The organism is Archangium gephyra (assembly GCF_042230915.1).
GTDB lineage: Bacteria > Myxococcota > Myxococcia > Myxococcales > Myxococcaceae > Archangium > Archangium gephyra_B.
On the sequence record NZ_CP102578.1, the window covers coordinates 8630225 to 8654870 of the forward strand.

Sequence of the window (24646 nt, forward strand, 5' to 3'; positions counted from 1 at the left end):
CATGTCTGCCCTCCGCTCCGCGCTCGTCCTTCCCCTGCTCCTGGCCTCCGCCTGCGTCACCACCCCGCCTCCGTCCGAACGGGCCCTCGTGAACAACGAGCTGTGCACCCAGCAGATCGCCAAGGGGGACCTCAAGCAGGCCGAGGTGTATTGCGACCTCGGGTTGGAGTTCGCCCCCCAGTACGCGGACCTCTGGGCCAACAAGGGCCTCATCGCCATGTACTCGGGCAACAAGAAGCTGGCGAGGGACCACTTCATCAAGGCCATCCGCTTCAACCAGGACCACGCGGCCTCGTACATGAACCTGGGCAAGCTGTACCTGGACGAGCAGGCCTATGGAAAGGCGCACGACAGCTTCCAGCGCGCGTTGAAGGTGAACCCGGACTACATCGAGGCCCGTTACAACCTGGGGCTCACCTACATCAACATGGGCAAGCTGGACAAAGCGGAGAAGGAGTTCCTCACGCTGCTGACGGTGGACCCCAACAACGCCCAGGCCCACCATGACCTGGGCATCATCTACTACCGCCTGGAAAACCTGGATGGGGCGGCGGCGGAGATGCTCAAGTCGGTGCAGCTCGCCCCCGGGCTGAACCCCGAGTGGTGGAACAACCTGGGCGCGGTGCAGATGGAGCTGGCGCGCTACGCGGAGGCCGTGCAGTCCTTCGGCAGCTGTATGGAGCTCAAGCCGGATCACGCGGTGTGCGCCAACAACCTGACCATCGCCACGAAGAAGGCGGCCCTGGCCGACGCGGGCCTCAAGCAGTTCCGCGACACGCAGCGGGCGGAGAACAGCGCGGAGTCCCTCTTCATGCTGGCGCGCAAGTACAAGGACGAGGGCCTGCTGGCCGACGAGGAGCGCACCTACAAGGAGTGCCTCAAGCGCGACGGCAAGTACGCGCCCTGCCACTACGGCCTGTTCGAGATCTACTCGAGCAGCCAGAAGCGTCAGCACGCCGAGGTTGCGTGCAAGAACTTCCTCAAGTACGGCTCGGTGGAGGAGTTCCCCTCGGAGTCGGAGACGTGCGACAAGTTCCTCAGCGCCAGGTCGTACTAGCGGCTGCCCGGAACCTCGCCCCCCGCCATCGCGATGAGCGTCAGGCTAACCGTCAAGCAGAGCAGTGAAGCCGGTGGAAAACCCACCGAGTTCGTCCTGGACGATGCCGTCATCACCCTGGGCCGCGACAAGGCCTGCCAGGTGGTGCTGGCGCAGCAGGCCGTGTCGCGCAGCCATGCCCGCATCACCCAGGAGGGCAACCTCTTCTTCCTGGAGGATCTGGGCAGTGCCTATGGCACGCAGGTGAATGGCAAGCCGCTGCCCAAGGGCGAGAAGCGGCTGCTGCGCAACGGGGATGTGATCGTCATCGCGCAGTTCGACGTGCGCTTCGACAGGGTGGCGGAGTTGCCGCACGACGTGGAGTCGCAGAAGACGTCCTTCGTGGCCCGCAACATGGTGAAGGACGTGATGCGGGGCCTGTCCGGTGGCGAGGAGCGCTACCTGCGGGTGATGAACGGCCCGCGCGAGGGCGAGCGCCTGGAGGTCAACGACGCCCAGGAGTTCGTCATCGGCCGGGACGACTCGGCGGACGTGGTCTTCCGGGACGATCTGATCTCCCGCCGGCACGTGAAGGTGCGGCGCGACTGGTCCGGCACGCACGTGGAGGACCTGGGCAGCCGCAACGGCATCAAGGTCAACCGCAAGCGGGTGAACCGCAAGACGCTGAAGGACGGAGACGAGCTGGAAGTAGGCGGCGTCCGCTTCGTCTACGTGTGCCCGTCCGAGGCGCCCGAGGAGCAGTCCGAGGCCCTGGCCGCGGTGGCCCCGAGCAGCTCGGAGGAGGAGCCCAGCTCGAGGACGAATCCGCTGCCGGCCGTGCGTGAGCGCCCCTCGTCGGGGAAGCGGGCGGCGGCGTCCACCGAGCAGCCCGCGGAAGAGACGCCGGAGCCCGAGCAGGAGGCCGCGGCCAGCAGCGAGCCCGCGGCGGCCGAGGAGCCCGCGGCGGAGCAGGCGGAGCAGGAGCCCGCCGCCGAGCCGGAGCCCGCGGTGGAGGAGCCGGTGAGGCCCGCGCCGCCGCCGCCGGTGGTGCGCCGGAACGAGCCGGAGGACGAGGTCGCCGAGCCGGACATCAAGCGCTACATCCCACTGGTGGCGCTGGGCGTCATCTTCGTGATGGCGGTGGGCGTGCTGATCGCCCTGTTCGTGGGCGTCTGAGCCACTCCCTCAATCGCGCATCCCCTTCCCTCTCGAGCATCCCCTCCCTCTCCCACCGGGAGAGGGTCGGGGTGAGGGTATCGGGAATACCCGGGTTGCTACCCCCGGGTGCCAGAAGCACCCGGGTTCCCACTACTACCACTACCGGATGGAGATACGGGCCACCGGCTGGATGTTGAGCTCCGGCGACAGCTCCTGGAAGGAGACGACGGAGAAGGGCGGGTTGAACTCGTACTCGAGCAGCTTGCGGACGTAGCGCCGGATGTCCATGGCGGTGAGGATGACGGGGCGCTGCGCACTGGGCGGCAGGTGGCCGCACTCGGACTTCACGGCCTGGACGATCTCCTGGGCGATGTCCGGCTCGAGGGCCAGGTGGGTACCGGCGGAGGTGCGCTTGATGGAGCCGCGGATGGCCTCCTCGATCTGCGGATCCAACAGGTAGACCACGAGGGTGCCGGTGCCGCGGGCGAACTTGTGGGACACGTAGCGCCGCAGGCTGGAGCGCACGTGCTCGGTGAGCATGACGTTGTCGGCCTCGACCTGGCCGTACTCGGCCAGCGCCTGGAGGATGCCGCGCAGGTCGCGGATGGAGATCTCCTCCTCCACGAGGCGCCCGAGGATGTCCGTGAGCTTGAGCACGGTGACGACCTTGGGAACCACTTCCTTCACGATGGCGGGGAAGGCCTTCTCCAGCTGGTCGAGCATCGACTGCGTCTCCTGGACGCCGATGAACTCGCGCGCCTGGCGGCGCAGCACGGCGGCCAGGTGGAGGATGATGTAGCCGGGCACGTCCCAGGTGGTGAGGCCCGCGGCCTCGAGCGTGGCCTTGTGGTGCTCGGGCACCCACGCGGCGGCCTGCCGGGTGGCGGGGTTGACGGCCTCGAAGCCCTGGATGTTCATCAGCTTCAGGCGCTCCACCGTGTCGTTGACGAGCACGTGGCCCAGGGTGGCCTGGCCCGTCACCACGGGGACTTCGTTGATCTGAATCTGGTACGCGCCGGGAGGCAGGTTCGAGTTGCCGCGGGCGCGCACGCCCGGGAAGCGCACGCCCATCTCCACGAAGAGGCCGTCGCGCATGAAGGGGATGAGCTCGAAGAGGAACTTGCCGTTGTCCTGGCGCGAGTCCACGTAGGGCACCAGGGCGTCGGAGACCTCCAGCACGATGGGCGTGACGACGGGGATGAAGAGCTCGGAGTCCGGGTTGATGGCCTCCTTGGGTTGCGGCTCGGTGGCCGCGGGCGTCTCGCCCTCGGGCGTCTCCCCGGCGGTGAGGCCCGCCGCATCACCGGCCGCCAGCGCCTCCTCGTTCTTCAGCATCCTCCAGGAGCCGTAGCCAGCGCCGGCCGCCAGCAGGAAGAAGGGAATCTTGGGCAGGCCAGGGATGAGGCCGAGCACCATGAGCATGCCCGCGGCGATGGCGATGGCCTTGGGGTAGGCGGTCAGCTGCGTGCCCACGTCCTTGCCGAGGTGGTTGCCCTCCTCGTCGCCGCCCACGCGCGTCACGATGATACCGGCGCAGGTGGAGATGAGGATGGCGGGGATCATTCCGACCAGACCGTCACCGATGGTGAGCAGCGTGTACTTCTGGGCCGCGGCGCCCACCTCCATGCCCTTCTGCATCACGCCGATGATGAGGCCACCGACGATGTTGATGACGGTGATGATGATGCTGGCGATGGCGTCGCCCTTCACGAACTTCATCGCGCCGTCCATGGCACCGAACAGCTGGCTCTCGCGCTCCAGGTCGCGGCGCTTGCGCTTGCCCTCGTCCTGGTCGATGGAGCCGGCGCGCAGGTCCGCGTCGATGGACATCTGCTTGCCGGGCATGGCGTCCAGGGTGAAGCGCGCGGCCACTTCGGCGACGCGCTCACTGCCCTTGGAGATCACGATGAAGTTGACGATGACGAGGATGATGAAGATCACCAGACCGACGACCATGTTGCCGGCCACCACGAAGTGACCGAAGGCCTCGACCACCTCGCCCGGGTCGCCCGTGAGCAGGATGAGGCGCGTCGTGGAGATGGTGAGCGCCAGCCGGTACATCGTGGTGATGAGCAGCAGCGTCGGGAACACCGACAGCCGCAGTGCCGTGGGGACGTACAGGGAGATGAGCAGCAGCACCACCGAGATGCTGATGTTCAGGGTGAGCAGCACGTCCAGCAGCATCGGCGGCAGCGGGACGATCATCATCCCGATGATGGCCACCACAACGCACGCCAGGACGATGTCGGAGTACTTGGACAGGAAGCTGTTGCTGTTGCTCTGGGCGGACATTCAGTCCGCAATCCTAGCGAGCCCCGCTTACTTTCCCAAGCCTCCTGCCCCGGACTCCGCGGCCGGCCACCCGCAGCGGCCAGCCAGGCGAGCCAGTTACTCCTTGCGGCCCCCGGCCACGGCGGGCTCCCGCTGGGCCTCCTCGGCGCTCTGGAGGGCCGCGGCGGCCAGGACCCGCGCACGCTCGGTCAGGGGGTCCTTGTTCTCCGGGTCCAGCTCCACCACCCGGGAGAAGTCATGGACCGCGTCCATGATGTTGCCCAGGCGCAGGTGGACCTCGCCCCGGTTGATCAACGCCGCGGTGTCCGTGTCATTGAGGCGGATGGCCTCGTTGAAGTGCACCAGCGACTCGTCCAGGTCATCCACCGCCAGGCAGGTGGCTCCCAGGGCCGTGCGGTAGTAGCCCTCCGCGGGGTCCAGGGCCGACAGCTCCTGGAAGATGACTCGAGCCTCGTCGTAACGCCCCTGCTCGTACATCTGGAATCCCTGCATCGCCTGCTGGAGCAGGTCGGGCGTGGACACATCAGGGTCGGAGTTCGCCATGGTAGTCAACCTCGATGCTACTACGAGCCTCCGAACCGACGGAAGCTCCCTACCGGAAAAACAGGACAGGCCTCACAGCAGCGTCCTCCCGGGACGCACCTTCCGTAAGATGGGGGGCATGGACCTCGCGCATGCCCAGGAAATCTTCGAGCAGCTCTACTCAGGCTTCTCCGGATACGACATCGCCCGGAACGAGAAGGAACGGATGGGGCTGCAGCAGGCGGCCACCACCTACGGCGAGGTGATTCCCCCGGCCTTCCACGACGTGCTGCTCGCGGCCGCGCCCAAGGAGGGCGAGGTGTTCTTCGACCTCGGCTCCGGAACGGGCAAGGCGACGTTCCTGGCCGCCCTCGCCTTCCCCTTCCGCCGGGTGGTGGGCATCGAGCTGCTCCCCGGCCTGGGGGATGCGGCACGCAAGGTGCTGAGCCGCTACGACGCGGACATCCGCCCCCGCCTGGGGCCCGAGCACCAGCACCAGCGCATCGACTTCATCGATGGAGACTTCCTGGCCACGGACTTGTCCGAGGCCGACGTGCTCTTCGCGCATGGCACCTGCTACGGCCCCGAGCTCATCGCGCAGCTCACCCACAAGCTGGAGGAGCTCAAGCCCGGGGCGAGGGTCGTCATGGCCGGCCAGACGCTGGCCTCGCCCGAGCTCGTCTTCCAGAAGATGAAGGTGATGAAGACGGACTGGGGCTCGGCGCTCGCGGCGGTGTACCAGCGCCGGTAGGCCCCACCCGCCCGGGAGGCGGCTACTTCTTGGCCGCCTCCGCGTTCTGGAGGATCGTCAGGGTGGCGCGCGCGCGCTTGGTGTTCTCGCGCTTGGCCTCGGGATCCAGCTTCAACGCGGCCTGGATGTCCTGGAGCGCCGCGGGCACGTTGCCCTCGCGCAGGAACAGCTCGCTGCGTCCCACCAGCGCATCCACGTTGCCGATGTTGAGCTCGAGCGCCCGGGAGTACTCGGCCTTGGCCTCGGCGTACTTCTCCAGGTGGGCGTAGGTCGACGCCAGGTTGCAGTGGAAGACGCTGTCGTGGGGGGAAGCGGCCACCAGCCCCTTGAAGATGTCCAGGGCGTCTTGAAGCTTCCCGGTCTTCAGCATGTCGTGACCGCGCGTGGCGATCTCGTAGAGCATCTCGCGGGACAGGCCGAGGAACTCCGCCGGGGTGATCTCTCCGACGACGAGCTTCTCGCCGAGTTCTTCCGAAATGACGCGCGTGGTACCGGCGGGCTTCTGCGGGGTATTGCTCACGGGAGCACCTGTGGGAAAAAAAAGACGGGAGGGCCGCGCACGACCCTCCCGCCCGGTGAGTCTAGACCAGAGCTCAGAACGTCAGGTAGCGGTTCTGGCTGACGCTCCGGGTGAGGTCACGCAGGGACGCCGCCTTGTCGAGCATGCGGCCGATGTCCTCGAAGCTGCTCTGCAGGGTGCTCTGGCGGCGATCCACCCAGCAGCCACCGCGCGGGCCGGTGGTGGTGGGGCGCTCGAAGGGGTTGTTCTTCTCGAGCTTCTCGGTGAGCTTGCGCAGCGTGTCGAAGAGCTTGGACATCTGCTTGAAGAGATCGCCGAGCTTGCCGAGGAAGTCGGCCGGCTTCTTGGTATCCGTGGGATTGTTGGTGCCGGGGGCCGGGGCGCCCGCGGCCAGGTTGTTGCCGAGCTTGAAGGACTCGCCGCCGTTGTTGCTGCCGATGACCTCCTTGCCCGTGAAGGACCAGTCATCGGTCTCCTTGCCCATGACGAAGACGTCCTTGCCGCCGAAGCTGTTGACGTTGGCGTAGCCGTCCTGGGTGACGGGGCCGGTCTTGCCCTTGCCCTTGTCGAGGTCGGTGACCTGCACGCGGTCGTTACCGGAGATGATCTCCAGCTTGGAGGAGACCGTCATGCCGTTGCCGTAGGGGGCGGTGGTGCAGTTGATGCGGGTGCCATCGCCGAGCACGAAGGTGCTGTCGCGCTTGAAGTCCCACTTGCCACCGTCGCCCTCGTCCACGTGCGGGTCGCCCCAGACGCGGGTGTTCTTGCCGTCCGGACCGGTGATCTTCCACTCGAACTGGCTGGTGGCCTCGATCTTGTAGCCGCCCGGCGTGGTGATGACGCCGTTGGGGTCCGTCTTCAGGCTGCCCGACGGGTGGGAGGAGTCGGAGGGAGCCGGCGCGGAGGGCGTGGCAGGACCGTTGCCGACGACCGAGTAGAAGATGTCCATGATGGACCGGTCCTTGCGGAACACATCGTTCTCGACCGTGGTGTTGGTCGGGGCGGCGGTCTGCGTGGTGGCCGCCGTGGTCTGCACCTGGCCGGCGTCCTTGGTGGCGCCCAGGGTCTGCAGCTCCGCAGTGTTGGTCCGGGCCGTGGTCGTGGTGCTCGGAGAACCACCGATCTTGGTCGACATGATGTTCGTCCTTTCTTGCTCGGGTGCGAGGAAGAGCCTACGCACCGGGTCAGGGCATCTTGTGGGTGCGGCGCCGAAGCGCCGCATGCTGTGCTTCAGTTATTTCCATTATCGAGCCACCCCGCCGAAGGTTTCCTGCGAACCTGCGGAAGTGCTTTTTCCCGCCCCGGTCCCCTCTGACGTCCCCAGGGGTGGAAGTGGAAACCAGGGGTCGGGAGGCAGTCAAGCCCACCCGGCCTGGGGAGAGCGGCCCTCCACGAGCGGAACCGGCCCCGCATGACCTCTCTGGGAGGGCCACTCCAGAGCGGTTCGGACGGCCCTTCTGCCCCTGCTTCGCCACCCGTGAAGGAGGAGCTGGGGGCGTTCCTCGTCCTTTTCGGAATTTCCCGCGGATTTTCCGGGGCATTTTCCCAGGGCGGCCCGCCGAGGAGCCGCGGCACAGCGGCCGAGGAGCGGCACCGCAGCCGCCGAGGGGCAGTGCGGACGAGGGCCCCAAAAGCGAAACCGGCCCCGCGAAGCCCCCTTATCGAGGACCGCGCGAGGCCGGTTCGGACTACCTGACTGCGGAGGGCGCTATCAGCCGCCGATGTTGCGGATGACGGACATCGCCATCTCGTGCATCTGCTTCATCATCTGCGTGATGAGCTGGGTCAGCTCCTGCTCCTTCTGCATCTTCATCTGCGCCTCCATGAACGGCTTCATCTCCGCGGGGGCGTTGGCCAGCATGTCCTGCTGAGCCTTCGAGAGACCGCCCATGGCGCTCATTCCGGCGTTGGCGATAGAGCTGAGGGACATTTGAATTCTCCTGGGAAATCGTTGGGTTGGAACCTGGTGCCGCGCGAAGCAGCGACCTGACAAAAGGATTATCGGTCCTGCCCCTCAGGAGTTTCCTCCTGCTTTTTCCGGGGCATTTTTTTTCGGGGCCTCCGCGCCGCCCAGCTCCACGACGCCACCAGTCCCACGTCGGGAGGCACCCAGGGCCCAAAAGCGAAACCGGCCCCGCGAAGCCTCTTATCGAGGACCGCGAGACCGGTTCGGACTACCTGACTGCAGAGGGCGCTATCAGCCGCCGATGTTGCGGATGACGGACATCGCCATCTCGTGCATCTGCTTCATCATCTGCGTGATGAGCTGGGTCAGCTCCTGCTCCTTCTGCATCTTCATCTGCGCCTCCATGAACGGCTTCATCTCCGCGGGGGCGTTGGCCAGCATGTCCTGCTGAGCCTTCGAGAGACCGCCCATGGCGCTCATTCCGGCGTTGGCGATAGAGCTGAGGGACATTTGAATTCTCCTGGGAAATCGTTGGGTTGGAACCTGGTGCCGCGCGAAGCAGCGACCTGACAAAAGGATTATCGGTCCTGCCCCTCAGGAGTTTCCTCCTGCTTTTTCCGGGGCATTTTTTTTCGGGGCCTCCGCGCCGCCCAGCTCCACGACGCCACCAGTCCCACGTCGGGAGGCACCCAGGGCCCAAAAGCGAAACCGGCCCCGCGAAGCCTCTTATCGAGGACCGCGAGACCGGTTCGGACTACCTGACTGCAGAGGGCGCTATCAGCCGCCGATGTTGCGGATGACGGACATCGCCATCTCGTGCATCTGCTTCATCATCTGCGTGATGAGCTGGGTCAGCTCCTGCTCCTTCTGCATCTTCATCTGCGCCTCCATGAACGGCTTCATCTCCGCGGGGGCGTTGGCCAGCATGTCCTGCTGAGCCTTCGAGAGACCGCCCATGGCGCTCATTCCGGCGTTGGCGATAGAGCTGAGGGACATTTGAATTCTCCTGGGAAATCGTTGGGTTGGAACCTGGTGCCGCGCGAAGCAGCGACCTGACAAAAGGATTATCGGTCCTGCCCTTCAGGAGTTTCCTCCTCCTTTTCCGGGGCATTTTTTTGGGAGCCCTGGCGGCGCTGGGCCGCCCTGAGCAGATGGAGCGTGAGGAGGTTGGTCACCGAGAGAATCAGGCCCAGCTCGTAGCGGCCGTAGGCGGCTGCCGCGCCGATGGCCCCCGTATTCCAGAGACTGGCCGCGGTGGCGATCCCGCGCACATCCCTCTCCGTCTTGAGGATGGCCCCACCACCGACGAAGCCAATGCCCGTCAACAGCCCGGAGAGGACGCGCGCCTGCGCCTCGGCGCTCTCGCCCAGGGCATGCTGTCCGAGCAAGAGATAAGCGCACGCCCCCACCGCCACGAGCGGGAAGGTCCGCAGCCCCGCGGTCCGGGCCGTCAGCCCGCGCTCCCACCCCAGGGGCAGCGCCAGCAGGAACGCCGCTCCGACGCGAAGCAGGATGTCGAGAATCTCGGTCCACATGTCTCCACCCACCCTCCTCTCGAGAAATGAAGAGCAGTCCCTCCGCTCCGGAGCGGCCGTGCCCTACCCCACCCCGTGCGCCCCCATCGGCCAGGCCCACGGGACGAGCACGAGGAGCATCGCGAGCATCAGCGCGGTGAGCGGACCTCCGAGCCGGAGGAAGTCGCTGAACCGGTAGCGCCCGGGGCCGTACACCAGCATGCAGCTCGGCTCGAGCGGTGTGATGAACGAGCAAGAGGCGGCGAGCGCAATCCCCATGGCGAACGTGCGGGGGTTCACGCCCAGGGCCGAGGCGGCGCTCAGCCCCACGGGCAACATCACGAGCGCGGCGGCCTGGTTGCTCATCGGAATGGAGAGGACCACGGTCAACAGCATGAGACAGAGCAGCACCAGGCGCGGGCCACCCACTCCCGCGACATCGGCCGCGAGTCCTCCGAGGAAGAGCCCCGCCCCGCTCTTCTCCATGGCGACACCGAGCGCCATCATCGAGCCGATCAGCAGCACCACCCGCCAGTCGATCCGGAAGGCGTGCTTCGGGTCCAGGCAGCCGGTGAGGACCATGAGGAGGACTCCCGCCACGCCCGCGACGGACAGCGGCACGAGCCCCACCGAGCCGATCACGAGCGCGGTGAGGAAGATGGAGATGGCGAGCCACGCCTTGGAGTGACGGGGAACCGCCATCTCCTCGACGTTCAGCAACAGCAGGAACGAGGGGTCCCTCGCGAGCTCCCGCAGGCGCTCGCGCGGCCCGGCCAGCAGCAGCCCGTCTCCCGGATGCAGCTTCACCCCACGCAGGGACCGCGGGGTGAGCGGCTCCGGCTGCACCTGGAGGGACGGGTGCCGGTGCAGCGCGAGCAGGGACACGCCATGGCGCTCCGTGAGCCGTGCGTCCCTCACCGTGGTTCCGGCGAGCACGCTGGCCGGAGGCACGAGGGCCTCCGCGATCACGGGCTCCCGCCCGCGCCGGGCCTCCCGGACCTCGAGCTCGTGGCGCAGCACGAGCCCCCGCAGGTGCCGGATGCGCAGGATGTCCCGGCGCCGGCCGATGAGCACCAGGCGGTCCTCCGGCTCGAGGACGACAGCAGGCTCCGGGGCCAGCCGCTGGTCATCACGGATGACGGCGACGACCTCCAGGCCGAGCCACCGCTGGAGCCAGGAGAGCTGTTTGCCGGGGAGCCGCGAACGCCGGGGCACGTACGCCTCGGTGATGAAGTCCCGCGCCTGCCCCTCCTCCTCGCTGACGCTCGTCCGGGTGGGCAGGACCACCGGCGCCAGCAGGAGGACGAGCGCCACCCCGAGGAGCGCCGCGGGCAGCCCGGCCGGAGAGAGCTCGACGAGGCCGATGGGGCCCAGCCCGAGAGCGTCCAGCCGCGCGGAGACCACCAGGTTCGTCGAGGTCCCATACAAGAACCCCATCCCGCCCAGGATGGAGGCGAAGGCGAGGGGCATGAGCACCCTGCTCCTCCGCAGGCCGGCGGCCTTCGCGCCCCGGAGCGCCGCCGGAAGAAAGGCCGCCGTGGTGACCGTGTTGGGGACGAAGGCCGAGAACAGCGCCACGAGCACCATCAACCCCAGGAGGAATCCCCGGGGGCCGAGCCGGCCGAGGTGGGCCAGCCCGTTGCCGGCCCTGTGCATCACCCCGGTCGCCGACAGCCCCTCCGTCATCGCCAGGAGCGCGAAGATGAAGATGACCGTCTCGTTGGAGAACCCGGCGAAGGCCTCCGCGGGCGTCAGGACTCCCGTCAGCGCGAGCAGACAGACGACGGAGAGCGCCGTCACCTCGAGGGGAATCGTCTCGATGGAGAAGAGGACGATGCCGATGAACACGATGCCCAGAACCAGTGCAATCCCCGTCATGTCGAAACGCTCCTGGAGGACGAGCCCCCCTCCTCACCTCAGGCCGGGAGCGCGTACCGATGGGTGATGGCGCCGAGCACCTGCCGGCGGCTGTCCGCCGCGGGAAGCTCGTAGCGGCGCTCGATGGTGGAGATCTCCCGGGCCAGCTCGTCGTCACGGAGGACGTGCCGTATCCAGCGCGAGAAGTCCCCATGCCAGAGGTGGAAGAGCCATGCCTGCTCATCCACGCCCTCCGCCAACTGGCAGAAGGTGCTCAGGTTGTTGGCCCGCAGGTCCAGCCTCCCTTCCGGCCCCTGGAAGATGAAGCTCCCGGAGCCCAGGTCCCCCTCCACATGCCCCTGGAAGCGCCGCAGGCGCTCGGCGCGCCCCGGTGCGACCCTCAGCCGCAGCGGCCAGTGCCCCTCGGTGATGAACCAGGCGAGCACTTCATCTGACTGGCAGGCACTGAGCGGGGCATAGGGCGCGGGCACGTCGAGCGCCTCGGCCAGGTGCCCGAGGGTCCGCGCGGAAGCCGGCCCCACCGCCACGGCGACATCCACCTGCCGGAGGATGGCACGCGCCACCTCCCCCGGGTTGTCCGCCAGCAGAATGGTCTCTCCCAGAGCCGTGGGCCCCCCTCCGGCGGCCCGCCCTCCAGAGGGCCACACGTGCTGGGCTCCGTTGACGAGAATCCAGTGAGGCCGCCCTGTCCGCCTCCGCATCACCGCCAGCGCAGTGAACAGCTCGGCACAGAAGCCCGGCTGCTCGGAGGGCGTCAGCCCGGCCAGATTGACCACGAGCTTCACCGACGAATCCGTCAGGGCGGCGATGACCTCGGACACCCGGGGCGCGCGCAGCCGGTTCCCCAGCTTCACCAGGTCCTCGCGGAGCGGGAAATCCCCCCAGGGGTCGATGACGCAGGGCTGGTACTTCTTCTGGATGAGCCGCTCGAGAAGCCCGAAGGCGTAGTCCGACTTCCCGCTGCCACGTGGCCCCGTGACGAGGACGTTGTCCCCATGGGCGGGAATGCACACCGCGTCTCCGGCCTGCTCGAAGCCGAGCAGCAGCGAGTCGTGGGGAATCCGCGTCCTGGCCGCTTGGAGATCGTCACGGACCAACTCCTCGATGAGCTCGGCCACCCCTGCTTCCGCCGCGCCTCTTGTCACGAAGGCAGCCCGCTCCTTGAGCGCGGGCAGGGCATCGGCCACGGCCACCGCGCACTCGCTCACGTCCAGGAGCGAATGATCATTGGCTTCGCTCCCGATGCTGACGACCTCGTGCGGCGACAGCCCGAGCGACAGGAGCGCCTCCTGGAGACCTGCCCCCTTGTTGACGCCCGGCGGCACGGCCAGCGCCGACTCGCCGCAGAAGAGGATCTGCAGTTCGAGGCCGAGCTCACGAACCGCCTCGACGAGCGCACACGCATGCGAGGCATGGGTATAGACGGCGACCTGGCCCCGCTCGATGGGGGAGAGGATGCGCCGGCGCAGGGCCAGCTCGAAGGACTCCGGAACGGGCCCGGCGAGGGACAGACTCTCGCGGCGAGCCGGCCAGTGCAGGACGGCGCCGTTCTCCGCGATGACGCAATCGAAGAGCTCCAGGCGGGGGCAGACCGCGGTCAGCTCCCCGAGCCGCCGCGCGGTCACCAGGAGCGCGCGCCGCCCCGAGCGCCGCAGTTGCTCGAGCGCCGCGTCGAGACGGCCAGCGTTGGCCAGGGTTCCATCCAGGCTCATGGCGAGGGCCAGGTAGCGCATTGAGACCTCCGTTCCGGGTGATGAATGTGGGAAAGCAGGGCCTTCTCGAGCGCCCCGGGGCTCACCCAGCCATGGTGCCCGTCCAGGAAGGGGCATCACTGGCGGGGAAGGACTCCTCGGAGGCCCGCCCGACGACATCGGGACTCGCCATCTGCAGGGGAGAGACGACGCCCACCGCGCGCAGCTCCTCGTCGATGACGATGGCCCGCCGCGCCCCAGCGTGAACCATTCGCCGCGCCAGGTTCTCCAGCGTCTCGTCTTCGTGGGTGAAGACGAAGTCGAGGCGGGCGACGTCCCCCACCGCACCGGCGAGGTAACCCTGAGCCTGTGCCTCGGCGCCCAACACCAGCTCTCGCGTTGTCACGAGGCCGTAGATGCCGTGCGCATCACCCACGACCAGGAGCAGACGGCAAGAGTTCCACATGCGCTCCGCCGCTTCACGCAGGGGGGTCTCCGGCCCCACCACGGCCACGTCTCGCCGCATCACGTCTCGCACCCACATGACATCCTCCTTTTCGCGGTTGGATTGCGTATCGGCTCATCCAGCAGCGCCGGGCCTCACGGACTCGCATGCGCTCCGCGCGGACGCCTGCCGGGACAGGCCTGGATTCCAGACCTGAGGGAGGGCGTTCGGGAACGGGAGTGAGGGGAATGCGGGACCCGGGAGGGGCCCGCATCGAGGGCGTACCAGACGAGGACTCTTCCTCGTTCAACGACCGCCAGCGCCTCTAGGCGAGAGGAGCGGCGGTGCGAGCGAGAAGCCAGGCAGCGGCCCTGTGGAGCACGCACGAGCGCCGGCACAGCCCCGCCCAAGGCATCTCGCGCTTGTCGGGGGCTGGGGGCAACTGCATGCGCATCTCGGCTCTCCTGGGTCCATGACGATGCTCAGTGCACATCGTCTCCTTGGAGAACCCCTGCCCGGCCGGGTTTCTTCCCCCCTCCCGGAGTACCCACCGGCTGTTGCAGGATGAGAACGGGCAGTTATAGTCAGCCCTGTATGCGCGCCGCCCCGTGCCCAGCCCCGATGAAGTCCGGTACGCGCTGGGCCGTGGTGCGCCGGGTTCTGCTCGCCCATGGCCGGGCCACCGCCTGGCTCGAACCCTGCGCCGCCCGCCACCCCCTCTAAACCCCGGCGCGCGGCGTCCCGTCCCCTCTGAAGGCTGCCTCCCAGGCAGGCTCCTCAGGGGACTCCTGTCCTGAGCGCCCGTAGGACGCGGACGCGGCTCCACGAGCGCCGTCCCCTGCCGCTCTCCCTGGCCTCCCTCGATTCACCCCGGCCGCAGCGCGGCCACTTCCCCATGAGGAACATGGCAATGACCCAAGAGCGACACATCCTCGTCACCGAGACCGACCTCGATCGCCTCCAGCGCCTCATCGAGCTGCACGGAGACGGTCGCAACGCCGAGCTGGTCGAGATGCTGGAGCAGGAGCTGGCCCGGGCCGAGGTGACGAGCGCCCAGGAGGTCCCTCCGGACGTGGTGACGATGAACAGCACCGTCGTCTTCGAGGACGAGGAGACGGGCGCCCACCGGCGGGTCACGCTCTGCTACCCGCAGGACGCTCGCAGCGACGAGGGCCGCATCTCGGTGATCGCTCCCATTGGAAGTGCCCTCCTCGGGCTGTCCGTGGGCCAGTCCATCCAGTGGCCGGTCCCGGGTGGGCGTACCCGGACGCTGCGCATCGTCGCGGTGCCGTACCAACCGGAGGCGGCAGGAGACTTCCACCTCTGACACCTCGGAGGCCCCCGCCGCCGCGCCTGGCGGCGGGCCCCTTCGACCCCCCCAAAAGCGAAACCGGCCCCGCGTGGCCTCCTATCGAGGACCGCGCGAGGCCGGTTCGGACTACCTGACTGCGGAGGGCGCTATCAGCCGCCGATGTTGCGGATGACGGACATCGCCATCTCGTGCATCTGCTTCATCATCTGCGTGATGAGCTGGGTCAGCTCCTGCTCCTTCTGCATCTTCATCTGCGCCTCCATGAACGGCTTCATCTCCGCGGGGGCGTTGGCCAGCATGTCCTGCTGAGCCTTCGAGAGACCGCCCATGGCGCTCATTCCGGCGTTGGCGATAGAGCTGAGGGACATTTGAATTCTCCTGGGAAATCGTTGGGTTGGAACCTGGTGCCGCGCGAAGCAGCGACCTGACAAAAGGATTATCGGTCCTGCCCTTCAGGAGTTTCCTCCTCCTTTTCCGGGGCATTTTTTTTCGGAGCCGCGAGGCCCCTGCTAAGCCGTGGGGCCCAAAAGCAAACCGGCCCCGCGTGGCCCTCCAAGGAGGACCGCACGAGGCCGGCTCGAACTACCCAGCTGCGGAGGGCGCTATCAGCCGCCGATGTTGCGGATGACGGACATCGCCATCTCGTGCATCTGCTTCATCATCTGCGTGATGAGCTGGGTCAGCTCCTGCTCCTTCTGCATCTTCATCTGCGCCTCCATGAACGGCTTCATCTCCGCGGGGGCGTTGGCCAGCATGTCCTGCTGCGCCTTCGAGAGACCGCCCATGGCGCTCATTCCGGCGTTGGCGATAGAGCTGAGGGACATTTGAATTCTCCAGTAAATTCGAGGGGTTGAAACTTCGGTGGGAGGCGAAGCAACGACCTGACAACCTGATTATCGGCCCGGGCTCTCCAGAGTTTCCTGCTGCATTTCCGGATCATTTCCCGGGGCCGGGAAACCAGGAGGGACTAGCCCTTCACCTTGCCGAGGGCGGGGTTCTTCATCCACGTCTTGAAGGACTCGAGCTGCTGCTGCTCGGACTTCGCATCCGAGGGGGCGGCGGGCGCCGGAGCGGTCTCGGGGTTGAGCGTCATGCCCTTGCGCTGCGCGGAGCCCTCGAAGCCATCCTTCACGCCCGTGCCGGAGCGCTGGGCCGGCGCCGCCGGAGCGGCCGCGGCGGGAGCACCCTCGAGCAGGGCGCCCACGAAGCCCGCCGGGATCGGCGGCGCGCCCTCGGGCCACTCCATCTGGCCGGTGAAGCCCACCGCGACCAGCCGCTCCTGCAGGAACTCCACGACCTCCATGATGATGGTCGGAGGAGGAAGGACGGGATCCTTCGTGAAGCGAACGAACGCGTCCTTGACCTCGTTGTAGAGGTTCACGTTCAGGGGCGCGCCCACCTTGGTGTTCGCCAGCAGCTCGTGCATCTTGCGCAGCACCGGCTGGGCAGTCCCGGTGGCGGTCTTGGCCTGCTTCTCCAGCGCGGCCAGCAGCTTCTCCCGCTTCGCCACCAGCTCGGGCGGCTCGGTAGGAAGGGGATACTCTTCGTTGGCGTTCGGCTTCTTCGACATGAGCGCGTCTCTTTCTGCGGGGGAGCGAGAAGTGTCAATGCACGGCGCTGCCCATGTTAGGGATGGTTGGATTCCTGGATCAAGCCAGCAACCTCGGAAACCCGTGACCTGGGGAGTCGGGCGCCGGTTCAGCGCTGGGTGAGCGCTGTCATCATCGCCTCGGCCTTGTGGGCCAGCGGCTCATCCGCCTCCACCAGGGAGGAGATGCGGCGCAGATCCTCCAGCGCCTGCGCCTTCTGCCCCAGTGAGAGCCGGACCTCGGCGCGGCCCACGTAGGCCTGGGCATCCCGGGCATCCAGCTTGAGGGCCACGTCGTAGGCGGCCAGCGCGCCCTGCGGATTGCCCGCGGCCATCTCCACCACGCCGAGCGCCTTGGCGAAGTAGGCATCCGCCGGGTTGACGGCGTAGAGGCCCTGGAAGAGCGTGCGCGCCTCGGCGATGCGGCCCTGGTAGAAGAAGATGTAGGCCGTCTTGGCGATGGCGTACAGCTCATCGTCCGTGTAGCCGCGCACGTCGCGCAGCGTCGCCTTGCCATCCGCCCACCGCTGCATCATCGCGGCGAGCCGGGCCTCGTCCTGGGGGTTGTTGCTGTCGGATGCGGCCATGGCGCTAGAACCCTTCCTCCTGCTGCTCCTCGCGCATGCGGCGCTGGATCTCCTGGACCTCGGAGTGCACCTGGCCCACCAGCGCCAGCATCTGCGCCTCGCGCTGCAGCAGGCCCTTGAGGCGCTCCATGCGCTCTGGCGGCGCGTTGAGGCGCGCCATGCTCCGCTCGAGCAGCTGGCGCTGATCGCTGTCACCCCGCCCGGCCACGCTGCCCAGGTAGGGCCGGTCCGAGAAGCCCTCCAGGTCCGCCTCGTGCCCCTTGGGATTGGGGGGCGTGGGCAGCCGCAGCTCCTCGGAGGAGTGCGCCGGGCCGATGAAGTCCAGCAGCGCCGCCGAGGCGAGCGCCGGACTCTTCGGGTTGCCCGCCTTGCGCTTCTTGCGATCGAACTGGGAGGGATCGACCAGCTTCTCGCGGACCGCACGGGGGCCGCCCCAGGGCCAGAGGGGTGTTCTCGGGGGCTGATTGTTGATTTTGGCCATGGCCTGGATTGAACCTCACTGCCGGGGGGGCACGCCAGAGTCTACCCTACTCGTCTTACCGCACTCGCCCTACCGCTTGCCGCCTGCCTGCTGCTCGCGCTGGAGCTCGAAGATGAAGTTGAGGACCTCCGCGACGGCGTCGTACAGCTCCTCGGGGATCTCCTGGCCCACGTCGATGCGGTAGAGCGCGTTGGCCAGCGACACGTTCTTCATGACGGGGATGTTGTACTGCTTGGCGATCTCGCGAATCTTCTCCGCCTTGAGCCGCATCCCCTTGGCCACCACGCGCGGCGCGGTGTCCTTCTCCTTGTCGTACTTGATCGCGATGGCCATCTCGGCGTCGTCACTCATGGGAACCTCGCGTCAGGAACGGGGGCCAAGGCCGCTTCAGGCCCGGGCCGCCGGAGTGGGATTCTTCAGGCCGTAGACGAAGTTGAGCACCTCGGCGACGGCGTCGTACAGCTCCTCGGGGATCTGCTCGCCCACCTCCACGCGCAGCAGGGCGTGCGCCAGGGGCACGTTGCGCAGCGTGGGCACGTCCGAGTCGCGCGCCAGGGCCTTGATGCGCTCGGCCTTGAAGTCCAGGCCCTTGGCCAGCACCTTGGGCGCCACGTCCCCGTCCTTGTCGTACTTGAGCGCCACGGCCACGTGGTCCGGGTTGGTGACGATGACGTCGGCGTCCTTCACGGCCTCCATCTGCGCGCCCTCCAGGAGCTCGTGCGCCATCTCCTTGCGCTTGGCCTTGTTGTGCGGATCGCCCTCGCTCTCCTTGTATTCCTTCTTCACGTCCTCCTTCGACATCATCTGGTCCTTCATGTACGACTTGCGCTGCCACCAGACGTCGAAGATGCCGAAGAGGAAGAAGACCATGCCCACGCGCACGGCGACGCGGTAGGTCAGCTCGCCCATGATGGCCAGGATGGTGGGCGTGTCGCGGCGCACCGTCTCCACCACCAGGGGCATCGAGTCGCGGATGACGCCGAAGGTGACGTAGGCGGCGATGGAGATCTTCGTCAGGTTCTTGAGGATCTCGATGATCTGCTTCTTGGTGAAGAGGTTCTTCAACCCCTCGATGGGGTTGAGCTTCTCCAGCTTGGGCATCACCGGATCGAGCGTGAAGAGCGAGCCCACCTGGAGGAACTCCACCAGGCCGCCAATGATGGCCACGGCCGCCACCACCGGCAGGGTGAGCATGAGGACGGTGTTGAGCCCCATGGTCATGAGCTGGCCGGTCGCCGCCTGAATGCCTTCCGGGTGCGCGATGTGATCGAAGCTGAAGTGGAAGAGCTCGGTGACGCGCTGCTCGACGTTGGACCAGGTGGCATTGACCACGCCCAGGCCCACCACGAAGCCGAGCACGGCCGTCAGGTCCTTGCTCTTCCAGACCTGGCCTTTCTTGCGCGCGTCATCGAGCTTCTTTTGTGTGGGTTCTTCTGTCTTCTCGTCGGACATGGCGAGGACCCTGGGTCAGCCGAGCAGGCGGATGGCGTGGCGGAGCGTGGCCAGCATGGCGGCGAACTCCGTCTGCATCCGCCCCATGATGAGGCCGAGCGACATGAAGACGATGACCACGCCCACCAGGGGCTTGATGGCCATGGAGATGAAGAAGACCTGGACCTGGGGCGCCACGCGGTTGACGGCGCCCAGGGCCATGTCGGTGAGGAAGGCGGCCAGCATGGCCGGCGCGGCGAGCGCGAGGGAGATCTTCAGCAGGTCCGCGAAGGAGCGGATCATGAGCTCGAAGAAGGCCCAGCTGCCCAGGCTGAAGCGCGGGAAGCGGTCCAGGGGGACGATGGCGAAGCTCTCGGCGAGCGCCTCGATGACCAGGTGGTGGCCATTGAGCGTGAGGAAGAGCACCACCGCCAGCTGCACCTTGAGGCTGGCGAAGATGGACACCTGCGTGCCGAGCTGCGGCACGTAGAGCTGGGCGTTGTTGCTGCCGGACATGGTGTCCACGAGGTTGCCGGCCACGCGCGCCGCCTCGAAGACGACGTTGACGATCATGGACAGCGCCACGCCGATGAAGATCTCCTTGAGCATCAACCCGATGTAGGGGAACGCGCTGGTGGGCAGGGCCCCCATGCGCGCGCTCACCGCCGGGAAGAGCACGCCGGAGAGCATGACGCCCACGCCCATCTTGATTTCCGGGGGGATGACCTCACCGCCCAGGAATGGGGAGAGCACCAGCACCGGCATGATCCGGCACATCAGCAGGCCCATGGTGAAGATGACGAGCGAGAGGTTGGCCTGCTCCGTCAGCCGGGCGATGACATCGGAGACGTTCATCTGATGAGCGCCGGGAACTGATCGAACACGTGGAAGGTGAAGCGCACCAGCTGGTTGCCGATCCACGGGCCGGTGAGCGCGAGCACGCCGAACACGATGATGACCTTGGGCGCGAACGAGAGCGTCTGCTCCTGGATCTGCGTGGTGGCCTGGAAGACGGCGATGATGAAGCCCACCAGGAGGCTCATCAGCACGGGAGGCGCCGAGACGACGAGCACGAGGTAGAGCGCCTGCTGGAGGATGGAGTTCAGCTGGTGCATGTGCGTCTCACAGGTAGCCGACGACGAGGCCCTTGGCGATGAGGTACCAGCCGTCGACGAGGACGAAGAGAAGCAGCTTGAAGGGCATGGAGATGGTGGTGGGCGAGAGCATGTGCATGCCCAGCGCCAGCAGGATGTTGGCCACCACCATGTCGATGACGATGAAGGGCACGAAGAGCAGGAAGCCGATCTGGAAGGCCTCCTTCAGCTCGGAGACCACGAAGGCCGGGACGATGGTCATGAAGTCCTTGTCCGTGATCTGCGCCTTGTCCTCCTCGGTGGTCCGCATCTTCCGGGCCAGGTTGTAGAAGAGCGCGCGGTCCTTGGCGGTGACCTTCTTGATGAGGAAGGCGCGCAGCGGCTCCTTGGACTTGTTGGCCGCTTCCAGCAGGGTGCCCACCGACTCCGAGGACAGCAGGGAGGGTCCCCGGGCGAGGATGTCCACCTCCGCGGCCCGGTACATGGACTGGCCCACCGGGGCCATGATGTAGACGGTGAGGATGATGGCCAGGCCGGTGATGACCTGGGTGGGCGGAATCTGCTGGGTGCCCAGTGCGGAGCGCACGATGGAGAGCACCACGGAGATCTTCACGAAGCTCGTCACCATCATCAAGACGAAGGGGACGAGCGACAGCGCGGCCAGCGCCAGCATCAGCACCAGCGGCCGCGAGGCGAAGGAGTCGGGGCTCACCGCATCGACGTTCACGGCGACATCGGCGGCGGCGGCGCCACCCCCGCGCTTGTTGCGCTGGGCGAAGGCGAGGAAGGGCTCCAGCGCGAACACCACGGCGAACAGCCAGGGCGACAGGCGGAGGGCGGGGAGGCGGACGTTGGTGAATCTCACGAGTCGTCTCGATCAGGCGCCCGGCGGCTCGGTGCCGCTCGGTTGGGTAGCAGTAGTCCCCTGCTGCGTGGCGTCGCGGCGGGCGAGGAGCTTCTGGAGGAAGGGAGAGAGGGAGATGACGTTGGCCGGGGGGCGCTCGGAACGGATGCGCTCCACCGCCGCGGTGTCGAGCTTGGAGAGCAGCTGGAGGCCACCCTCGCCGCCGCCCACCAGCAGGTACTCGTCCGCGGCCTTCAGCACGAAGAGGGTGCGGCGCTGATCCAACGGCACCCGCTCCAACACCGACACCACCGAGGGCCGCCCCGTGGGCACGCCCTGCAGCCCCATCAGCTTGCGCAGGCCCACGTTGAGCGTGAGGTAGATGGAGGCCACCACCGCGCCGAACAGCAGCAGCGTGCGCGTCAGCATCCACCCGAGGCTCTCGGGCTCCTCCTCCATGCCGGGCGGCTGGGAAGGCGCACCGAACTCATCGGTGGAGGGAGGCGGCGTGGCGGGAGCGGCCTGGGCCGCGGGGGCCGGAGACTTCGAGGGCTCGGCGGAGGGAGCGGGCGCGGCGGCGGGCGCCGGCGGTGCATGGGAGGCAGGGGCCTCGGCCCGGGCCAGCGGCGCCAGCAGGAGGCACGCGCACACCAGCCAGGCCGGACGCGGGGGGAAAACGGAAGACACGGCCATGATGGGGCGCGAGGCTAGTGCATCGGGCAGGAGACCGCCACGGGTCCCCCCTGCCCTGCTCCGCTCCTTCGCTCGCCTGCCCGGGTCACCCCACACGCTCCACGCTCCTCTCAGCCCGCGAGCGAGAGGACCCGGACGCCCAGCTGCCCCTCCACCTCCACCAGCTCGCCCCGGGCAATCACCTTGCCATTGACCGACAGGTCCACCGGCTCTCCCGGCGCCCGGCGCAGCTCCACCACCTGGCCCACCCGCAGGGCCACCACCTGCTCCGCCGTCACCGGCACCCGCGCCAGCTCCACGGAGATCTGCAGCGGGATGTCACCCAGCAGGTCGCCCGAATCCATTCTGTCCTCCAAGGCACCACTCTCCGCCAAAGGGTTGCGCATCTCGGGGTTGGTGAACTCCTCGTCCCCCGACTCTCCCAGGGCCTCCGCCGCGGACTCATCCGCCTCGGAGGGCACGCTGCGCGGGAAGGACTGATCTCCCGCCACCATCCCGGTGATGCGTGCCCGGTACTGGCCATTCTCCAGGAAGACGTCCGCCGCCAGGCAGCCCTTGCGAGCCAGCCCCACGAGCAGCCGGGCGGTGCCCTCCTCGCCCCGGTCCGGCCGGGCCGAGAACGCGTCCACCAGCACCACGTCCTTCACCCGGAGGCTCGACAGGTCGCGGCTGGAGATCTCCGCCTGGGCGATCTCCGCGCGCAGCCAGGTGCGCACCGAGGACAACCGGCCCAGGTGGGCCTGGATGTCCGTCTGCAACGTGGCGCGCCGCTGCTCGGCCACCTGCGCCGGCTCCATCACGTCCAGCACGCCCGAGGGCAGGAAGAGGCGCACCATGCCCTCCTGCGAGCCGAGCCGGGCCCGGAGCTGGACCACCAGCACCGGCCCCTCCTCGCTCAGCCGCGTGATGGCCTCGTCCAGGCCGCGCGCCACGCCCTCCAGGCGCAGCCTGGGCAGCCCCTCCATGGCCGGGACCAGCGCCTTGAGCGCCTCGAGGATGACGAAGCTCGCCACGCCCTCCTCGATGTCCGTCAGGGGCCGCACGCCCACGGCCTCGCCCGCGCCACCCAGCAGCGTGTCCACCGCCGCGTGCGCCAGGGGCAATTCAATCTCCAGCACCGCGCGCCCGCGATGCGGACCGGGCACCAGGAAGGACAGGAAGGTGGGCTCGGCCAGGTGGCGGCGCAGATCGCCCGGACTGAGCGCCCGCACCGCCTCCAGCGAGAAGCCCACCTGCGTGTCGAAGAGGCCCTTGAGCCGGGTGCACAGCGCCTCGGTGGCCTCGGGCTTGGGCGTCAGCCACTTGATGCGCGAGGTGAGCCGGGACTCGTTGATCGACACCTTCTCCAGCCTGGCGAAGCTGTAGGGCTTCCAGGGCTTGCCCGGAGCGACCGGGGCGGCCGGACGCTTGAGCTGCCGGGCGTCGACCACCATGGTGCGCTCCTGCGGACCGGGCTCGTCGTCCAGGTCGAGACTGCTCATGACTTCGCCTCGACGCGCAGCTCCTCGAGGGTGAGGCCGCGGCCGGCCAGCGCGTTCTTGAGCGTCTCACGCTGCCCCTCGAGCATCTTCAGCACTTCCTTGTCGCTGCCGCTGAAGGTGGCGTGGATCTTCCCGTTCTTCGCGCTGAGCTTGATGGACAGGCCCTTGAGCACGTCGTTGCGCAGGTCGATCTGGAACTCCGCGTTGCCCGCGGCGTTGGTGCCCACGCGCACGCGCTCGACGATCTTCTGGGCAATTTCGTTGGCGATGGCGCGCAGCCGCTCCGAGCCCGAGGTGGGCTTGGGCTTGGCCACCGGCACGGGGGCCATCAGCGCGGGGTTGAAGCGGAAGCTGGCGGCCGCCTCGGCGCCGTCCTTCTTGTCCTTGCCGTCCCCACCGCCCTTGCCCCCGCCGTCCGCGTCCGCCTTGATGGGGCCCTTCTCGCGCCGGGCCTGCACGCCCATGGCGGCGTTGTCGCTGTCCTTGTCGAGCGCCTCGCCGCGCTCGTCCAGGGCCTTGCTGGTGTCCTTGGCGTCCGCCGCGCGCGACTCGACGCGCGTCTGCGTCACGCCCTGGTCGTTCTTCCGGGCCTGCCCCATCTGGGGCGACTCGGACTGGCGGCCGCCGGACACCTGGCCCTCGGACGTGCCCGTCTGCCGCTGCTGGCCGCGCAGATCTCCCGCCTTGCCCTCCTGCTGCAGGCGCGCCAGCACGGACTTGCCCAGGTTCTGCTGCTGGGGCTGCTGCGTCTGCGCGGACTTCTGCTGCTGGACCAGCTTGGAGAAGGCGGACTCCCCCTCCTGGCGCTGCTTGGCCTTGGACTCCTGGAGACGCTTCTCCTGGACCAGCCGCTCCGCGGCCTTCTGCGCCTGACGATCGTCTTCGACTCGGCTCATTGTGCGACACCACCTGGGGGGGAGCTGGAGGTTACTTGCGCTGACGCATCAGGAACAAGGTGTTCCCGATTTCCTCCTGGTTCAGCTCCTCCTTGGCCTGGCGCTCGGCCCGGATCTGCTTCGTCCAGTTCTCCTTGTGCTTCTCGATGGCCTTGAGCTCCATGGCCGCCTCCGCCATCTCGCGCCGGCGCTGCTCCACCAGCTTCTCGGCCGTCTTGACGACCTCCTTCTGGCGCTCGATCTCCAGCGCGAGCTGCGCCTCCTCGTCCTTGAGGCGCTCCTCGTACCGGTTCATCATCGTGAAGCTGTTGGGACCGGTGGTCCCCTTGGCCATGAGTCCCTGCAGGTAGGCCATGACCTTCTGCTTGCGCTCGGCCTTGCGCGTCTCCAGCTCCTTCTCCAGGCGCTTGAGCTCGGCCTTCTGCTTCTCCAGCTCCTTGACGGCGTCGGAGAAGGCCTGCTCGGCCTCCTCCTTGGCGCGCTCACGCATCTCGAGCAGGGTCTGCAACCGGTAGGGGGGCATGGC

General features: G+C 67.7%; 29 protein-coding genes. 4 read left to right on the forward strand and 25 right to left on the reverse strand.

The features are described from left to right. Position 1 precedes the first annotated feature (1 nt). Positions 2-1057 carry a tetratricopeptide repeat protein gene (locus tag NR798_RS33700; protein ID WP_375766637.1) on the forward strand — a complete coding sequence of 352 codons (1056 nt, stop codon included), beginning with the start codon at positions 2-4 and terminating at the stop codon, positions 1055-1057. A gap of 33 nt (positions 1058-1090) precedes the next feature. After that, positions 1091-2212: an FHA domain-containing protein gene (locus NR798_RS33705; protein ID WP_375766638.1), complete on the forward strand. Its 1122-nt coding sequence runs from the start codon at positions 1091-1093 to the stop codon at positions 2210-2212. Between the two features lie 141 nt (positions 2213-2353). On the opposite strand, the gene sctV is transcribed toward NR798_RS33705, so the two are convergent. Then, entirely contained in the window at positions 2354-4486 is a 2133-nt protein-coding gene (gene sctV, locus NR798_RS33710; protein ID WP_375766639.1) for a type III secretion system export apparatus subunit SctV, read from the reverse strand. A 96-nt stretch (positions 4487-4582) separates the two neighbouring features. Continuing rightward, positions 4583-5029 (reverse strand): type III secretion protein, encoded by a 447-nt coding sequence (locus NR798_RS33715; RefSeq protein ID WP_375766640.1) that lies wholly within the window; start codon positions 5027-5029, stop codon positions 4583-4585. Between the two features lie 118 nt (positions 5030-5147). On the opposite strand from NR798_RS33715, the gene NR798_RS33720 reads away from it, so the two are divergent. Next, positions 5148-5759, forward strand: a complete 612-nt coding sequence (locus NR798_RS33720) for an SAM-dependent methyltransferase (RefSeq protein ID WP_375766641.1) — start codon at positions 5148-5150, stop codon at positions 5757-5759. A gap of 22 nt (positions 5760-5781) precedes the next feature. On the opposite strand, the gene NR798_RS33725 is transcribed toward NR798_RS33720, so the two are convergent. The 9 genes from NR798_RS33725 to NR798_RS33765 form a co-directional block, all read right to left on the reverse strand. After that, complete coding sequence (locus tag NR798_RS33725) at positions 5782-6279, reverse strand: tetratricopeptide repeat protein (RefSeq protein WP_375766642.1); 498 nt, start codon at positions 6277-6279, stop codon at positions 5782-5784. Positions 6280-6352: 73 nt separating this feature from the next. Then, positions 6353-7414 carry a DUF1521 domain-containing protein gene (locus tag NR798_RS33730; protein ID WP_375766643.1) on the reverse strand — a complete coding sequence of 354 codons (1062 nt, stop codon included), beginning with the start codon at positions 7412-7414 and terminating at the stop codon, positions 6353-6355. 576 nt (positions 7415-7990) lie between these two features. Continuing rightward, positions 7991-8209 carry a hypothetical protein gene (locus tag NR798_RS33735; RefSeq protein WP_267535148.1) on the reverse strand — a complete coding sequence of 73 codons (219 nt, stop codon included), beginning with the start codon at positions 8207-8209 and terminating at the stop codon, positions 7991-7993. A gap of 267 nt (positions 8210-8476) precedes the next feature. Next, entirely contained in the window at positions 8477-8695 is a 219-nt protein-coding gene (locus NR798_RS33740) for a hypothetical protein (RefSeq protein WP_267535148.1), read from the reverse strand. A 267-nt stretch (positions 8696-8962) separates the two neighbouring features. After that, entirely contained in the window at positions 8963-9181 is a 219-nt protein-coding gene (locus NR798_RS33745) for a hypothetical protein (protein WP_267535148.1), read from the reverse strand. 68 nt (positions 9182-9249) lie between these two features. Continuing rightward, positions 9250-9720, reverse strand: coding sequence for an MgtC/SapB family protein (locus NR798_RS33750; RefSeq protein ID WP_375766644.1), 471 nt, complete (start codon positions 9718-9720; stop codon positions 9250-9252). 63 nt (positions 9721-9783) lie between these two features. Beyond that, a complete protein-coding gene (locus tag NR798_RS33755; protein ID WP_375766645.1) occupies positions 9784-11577 on the reverse strand; it encodes an SLC13 family permease in 1794 nt (597 codons plus the stop codon). Between the two features lie 38 nt (positions 11578-11615). Then, complete coding sequence (locus tag NR798_RS33760; protein WP_375766646.1) at positions 11616-13310, reverse strand: HAD hydrolase family protein; 1695 nt, start codon at positions 13308-13310, stop codon at positions 11616-11618. Positions 13311-13371: 61 nt separating this feature from the next. Then, the gene (locus NR798_RS33765; RefSeq protein ID WP_375766647.1) at positions 13372-13812 is read right to left on the reverse strand and encodes a CBS domain-containing protein; all 441 of its coding nucleotides are present in this window, start codon (positions 13810-13812) and stop codon (positions 13372-13374) included. 811 nt (positions 13813-14623) lie between these two features. On the opposite strand from NR798_RS33765, the gene rnk reads away from it, so the two are divergent. Continuing rightward, a complete protein-coding gene (gene rnk / locus NR798_RS33770) occupies positions 14624-15040 on the forward strand; it encodes a nucleoside diphosphate kinase regulator (protein WP_375766648.1) in 417 nt (138 codons plus the stop codon). Positions 15041-15174: 134 nt separating this feature from the next. Here rnk and NR798_RS33775 read toward each other — a convergent pair whose 3' ends face one another. From NR798_RS33775 to NR798_RS33840, 14 genes are all read right to left on the reverse strand, one after another. Then, positions 15175-15393, reverse strand: coding sequence for a hypothetical protein (locus tag NR798_RS33775; protein ID WP_267535148.1), 219 nt, complete (start codon positions 15391-15393; stop codon positions 15175-15177). Positions 15394-15630: 237 nt separating this feature from the next. Further along, positions 15631-15849, reverse strand: coding sequence for a hypothetical protein (locus tag NR798_RS33780; protein WP_267535148.1), 219 nt, complete (start codon positions 15847-15849; stop codon positions 15631-15633). A 143-nt stretch (positions 15850-15992) separates the two neighbouring features. Continuing rightward, positions 15993-16595, reverse strand: coding sequence for a hypothetical protein (locus tag NR798_RS33785; RefSeq protein WP_375766649.1), 603 nt, complete (start codon positions 16593-16595; stop codon positions 15993-15995). A 128-nt stretch (positions 16596-16723) separates the two neighbouring features. Next, complete coding sequence (locus tag NR798_RS33790; RefSeq protein WP_375766650.1) at positions 16724-17200, reverse strand: SycD/LcrH family type III secretion system chaperone; 477 nt, start codon at positions 17198-17200, stop codon at positions 16724-16726. Between the two features lie 4 nt (positions 17201-17204). After that, complete coding sequence (locus tag NR798_RS33795; RefSeq protein WP_375766651.1) at positions 17205-17681, reverse strand: hypothetical protein; 477 nt, start codon at positions 17679-17681, stop codon at positions 17205-17207. A gap of 69 nt (positions 17682-17750) precedes the next feature. Continuing rightward, positions 17751-18032: an EscU/YscU/HrcU family type III secretion system export apparatus switch protein gene (locus NR798_RS33800; protein WP_375766652.1), complete on the reverse strand. Its 282-nt coding sequence runs from the start codon at positions 18030-18032 to the stop codon at positions 17751-17753. A 36-nt stretch (positions 18033-18068) separates the two neighbouring features. Next, positions 18069-19133, reverse strand: coding sequence for a type III secretion system export apparatus subunit SctU (gene sctU, locus NR798_RS33805; RefSeq protein WP_375766653.1), 1065 nt, complete (start codon positions 19131-19133; stop codon positions 18069-18071). A 15-nt stretch (positions 19134-19148) separates the two neighbouring features. Continuing rightward, positions 19149-19967: a flagellar biosynthetic protein FliR gene (locus tag NR798_RS33810; RefSeq protein WP_375766654.1), complete on the reverse strand. Its 819-nt coding sequence runs from the start codon at positions 19965-19967 to the stop codon at positions 19149-19151. Next, positions 19964-20227 carry a flagellar biosynthesis protein FliQ gene (fliQ, locus tag NR798_RS33815; protein ID WP_375766655.1) on the reverse strand — a complete coding sequence of 88 codons (264 nt, stop codon included), beginning with the start codon at positions 20225-20227 and terminating at the stop codon, positions 19964-19966. The genes NR798_RS33810 and fliQ overlap by 4 nt, the downstream gene beginning before the upstream one ends. Positions 20228-20234: 7 nt before the next feature. Continuing rightward, the gene (gene sctR / locus NR798_RS33820; RefSeq protein WP_375766656.1) at positions 20235-21071 is read right to left on the reverse strand and encodes a type III secretion system export apparatus subunit SctR; all 837 of its coding nucleotides are present in this window, start codon (positions 21069-21071) and stop codon (positions 20235-20237) included. Positions 21072-21083: 12 nt separating this feature from the next. Continuing rightward, positions 21084-21743, reverse strand: a complete 660-nt coding sequence (locus NR798_RS33825) for a flagellar biosynthetic protein FliO (protein WP_375766657.1) — start codon at positions 21741-21743, stop codon at positions 21084-21086. A 110-nt stretch (positions 21744-21853) separates the two neighbouring features. Further along, positions 21854-23224, reverse strand: coding sequence for a type III secretion system cytoplasmic ring protein SctQ (gene sctQ / locus NR798_RS33830; protein ID WP_375766658.1), 1371 nt, complete (start codon positions 23222-23224; stop codon positions 21854-21856). Continuing rightward, positions 23221-24120: a flagellar hook-length control protein FliK gene (locus NR798_RS33835; RefSeq protein ID WP_375766659.1), complete on the reverse strand. Its 900-nt coding sequence runs from the start codon at positions 24118-24120 to the stop codon at positions 23221-23223. Before NR798_RS33835 ends, sctQ begins: the two co-directional genes overlap by 4 nt. Before the next feature lie 31 nt (positions 24121-24151). Next, a complete protein-coding gene (locus NR798_RS33840; protein ID WP_375766660.1) occupies positions 24152-24643 on the reverse strand; it encodes a flagellar assembly protein FliH in 492 nt (163 codons plus the stop codon). Positions 24644-24646: the final 3 nt, after the last annotated feature.

Bases quoted from the DNA above. Each gene is read 5' to 3' on its own strand.
- NR798_RS33700 (WP_375766637.1), top strand. From the start codon at position 2: ATGTCTGCCCTCCGCTCCGCGCTCGTCCTTCCCCTGCTCCTGGCCTCC.
- NR798_RS33705 (WP_375766638.1), top strand. From the start codon at position 1,091: ATGAGCGTCAGGCTAACCGTCAAGCAGAGCAGTGAAGCCGGTGGAAAA.
- sctV (WP_375766639.1), bottom strand. From the start codon at position 4,486: ATGTCCGCCCAGAGCAACAGCAACAGCTTCCTGTCCAAGTACTCCGAC.
- NR798_RS33715 (WP_375766640.1), bottom strand. From the start codon at position 5,029: ATGGCGAACTCCGACCCTGATGTGTCCACGCCCGACCTGCTCCAGCAG.
- NR798_RS33720 (WP_375766641.1), top strand. From the start codon at position 5,148: ATGGACCTCGCGCATGCCCAGGAAATCTTCGAGCAGCTCTACTCAGGC.
- NR798_RS33730 (WP_375766643.1), bottom strand. From the start codon at position 7,414: ATGTCGACCAAGATCGGTGGTTCTCCGAGCACCACGACCACGGCCCGG.
- NR798_RS33735 (WP_267535148.1), bottom strand. From the start codon at position 8,209: ATGTCCCTCAGCTCTATCGCCAACGCCGGAATGAGCGCCATGGGCGGT.
- NR798_RS33740 (WP_267535148.1), bottom strand. From the start codon at position 8,695: ATGTCCCTCAGCTCTATCGCCAACGCCGGAATGAGCGCCATGGGCGGT.
- NR798_RS33745 (WP_267535148.1), bottom strand. From the start codon at position 9,181: ATGTCCCTCAGCTCTATCGCCAACGCCGGAATGAGCGCCATGGGCGGT.
- NR798_RS33750 (WP_375766644.1), bottom strand. From the start codon at position 9,720: ATGTGGACCGAGATTCTCGACATCCTGCTTCGCGTCGGAGCGGCGTTC.
- NR798_RS33755 (WP_375766645.1), bottom strand. From the start codon at position 11,577: ATGACGGGGATTGCACTGGTTCTGGGCATCGTGTTCATCGGCATCGTC.
- NR798_RS33760 (WP_375766646.1), bottom strand. From the start codon at position 13,310: ATGCGCTACCTGGCCCTCGCCATGAGCCTGGATGGAACCCTGGCCAAC.
- NR798_RS33765 (WP_375766647.1), bottom strand. From the start codon at position 13,812: ATGTGGGTGCGAGACGTGATGCGGCGAGACGTGGCCGTGGTGGGGCCG.
- rnk (WP_375766648.1), top strand. From the start codon at position 14,624: ATGACCCAAGAGCGACACATCCTCGTCACCGAGACCGACCTCGATCGC.
- NR798_RS33775 (WP_267535148.1), bottom strand. From the start codon at position 15,393: ATGTCCCTCAGCTCTATCGCCAACGCCGGAATGAGCGCCATGGGCGGT.
- NR798_RS33780 (WP_267535148.1), bottom strand. From the start codon at position 15,849: ATGTCCCTCAGCTCTATCGCCAACGCCGGAATGAGCGCCATGGGCGGT.
- NR798_RS33785 (WP_375766649.1), bottom strand. From the start codon at position 16,595: ATGTCGAAGAAGCCGAACGCCAACGAAGAGTATCCCCTTCCTACCGAG.
- NR798_RS33790 (WP_375766650.1), bottom strand. From the start codon at position 17,200: ATGGCCGCATCCGACAGCAACAACCCCCAGGACGAGGCCCGGCTCGCC.
- NR798_RS33795 (WP_375766651.1), bottom strand. From the start codon at position 17,681: ATGGCCAAAATCAACAATCAGCCCCCGAGAACACCCCTCTGGCCCTGG.
- NR798_RS33800 (WP_375766652.1), bottom strand. From the start codon at position 18,032: ATGAGTGACGACGCCGAGATGGCCATCGCGATCAAGTACGACAAGGAG.
- sctU (WP_375766653.1), bottom strand. From the start codon at position 19,133: ATGTCCGACGAGAAGACAGAAGAACCCACACAAAAGAAGCTCGATGAC.
- NR798_RS33810 (WP_375766654.1), bottom strand. From the start codon at position 19,967: ATGAACGTCTCCGATGTCATCGCCCGGCTGACGGAGCAGGCCAACCTC.
- fliQ (WP_375766655.1), bottom strand. From the start codon at position 20,227: ATGCACCAGCTGAACTCCATCCTCCAGCAGGCGCTCTACCTCGTGCTC.
- NR798_RS33825 (WP_375766657.1), bottom strand. From the start codon at position 21,743: ATGGCCGTGTCTTCCGTTTTCCCCCCGCGTCCGGCCTGGCTGGTGTGC.
- sctQ (WP_375766658.1), bottom strand. From the start codon at position 23,224: ATGAGCAGTCTCGACCTGGACGACGAGCCCGGTCCGCAGGAGCGCACC.
- NR798_RS33835 (WP_375766659.1), bottom strand. From the start codon at position 24,120: ATGAGCCGAGTCGAAGACGATCGTCAGGCGCAGAAGGCCGCGGAGCGG.
- NR798_RS33840 (WP_375766660.1), bottom strand. From the start codon at position 24,643: ATGCCCCCCTACCGGTTGCAGACCCTGCTCGAGATGCGTGAGCGCGCC.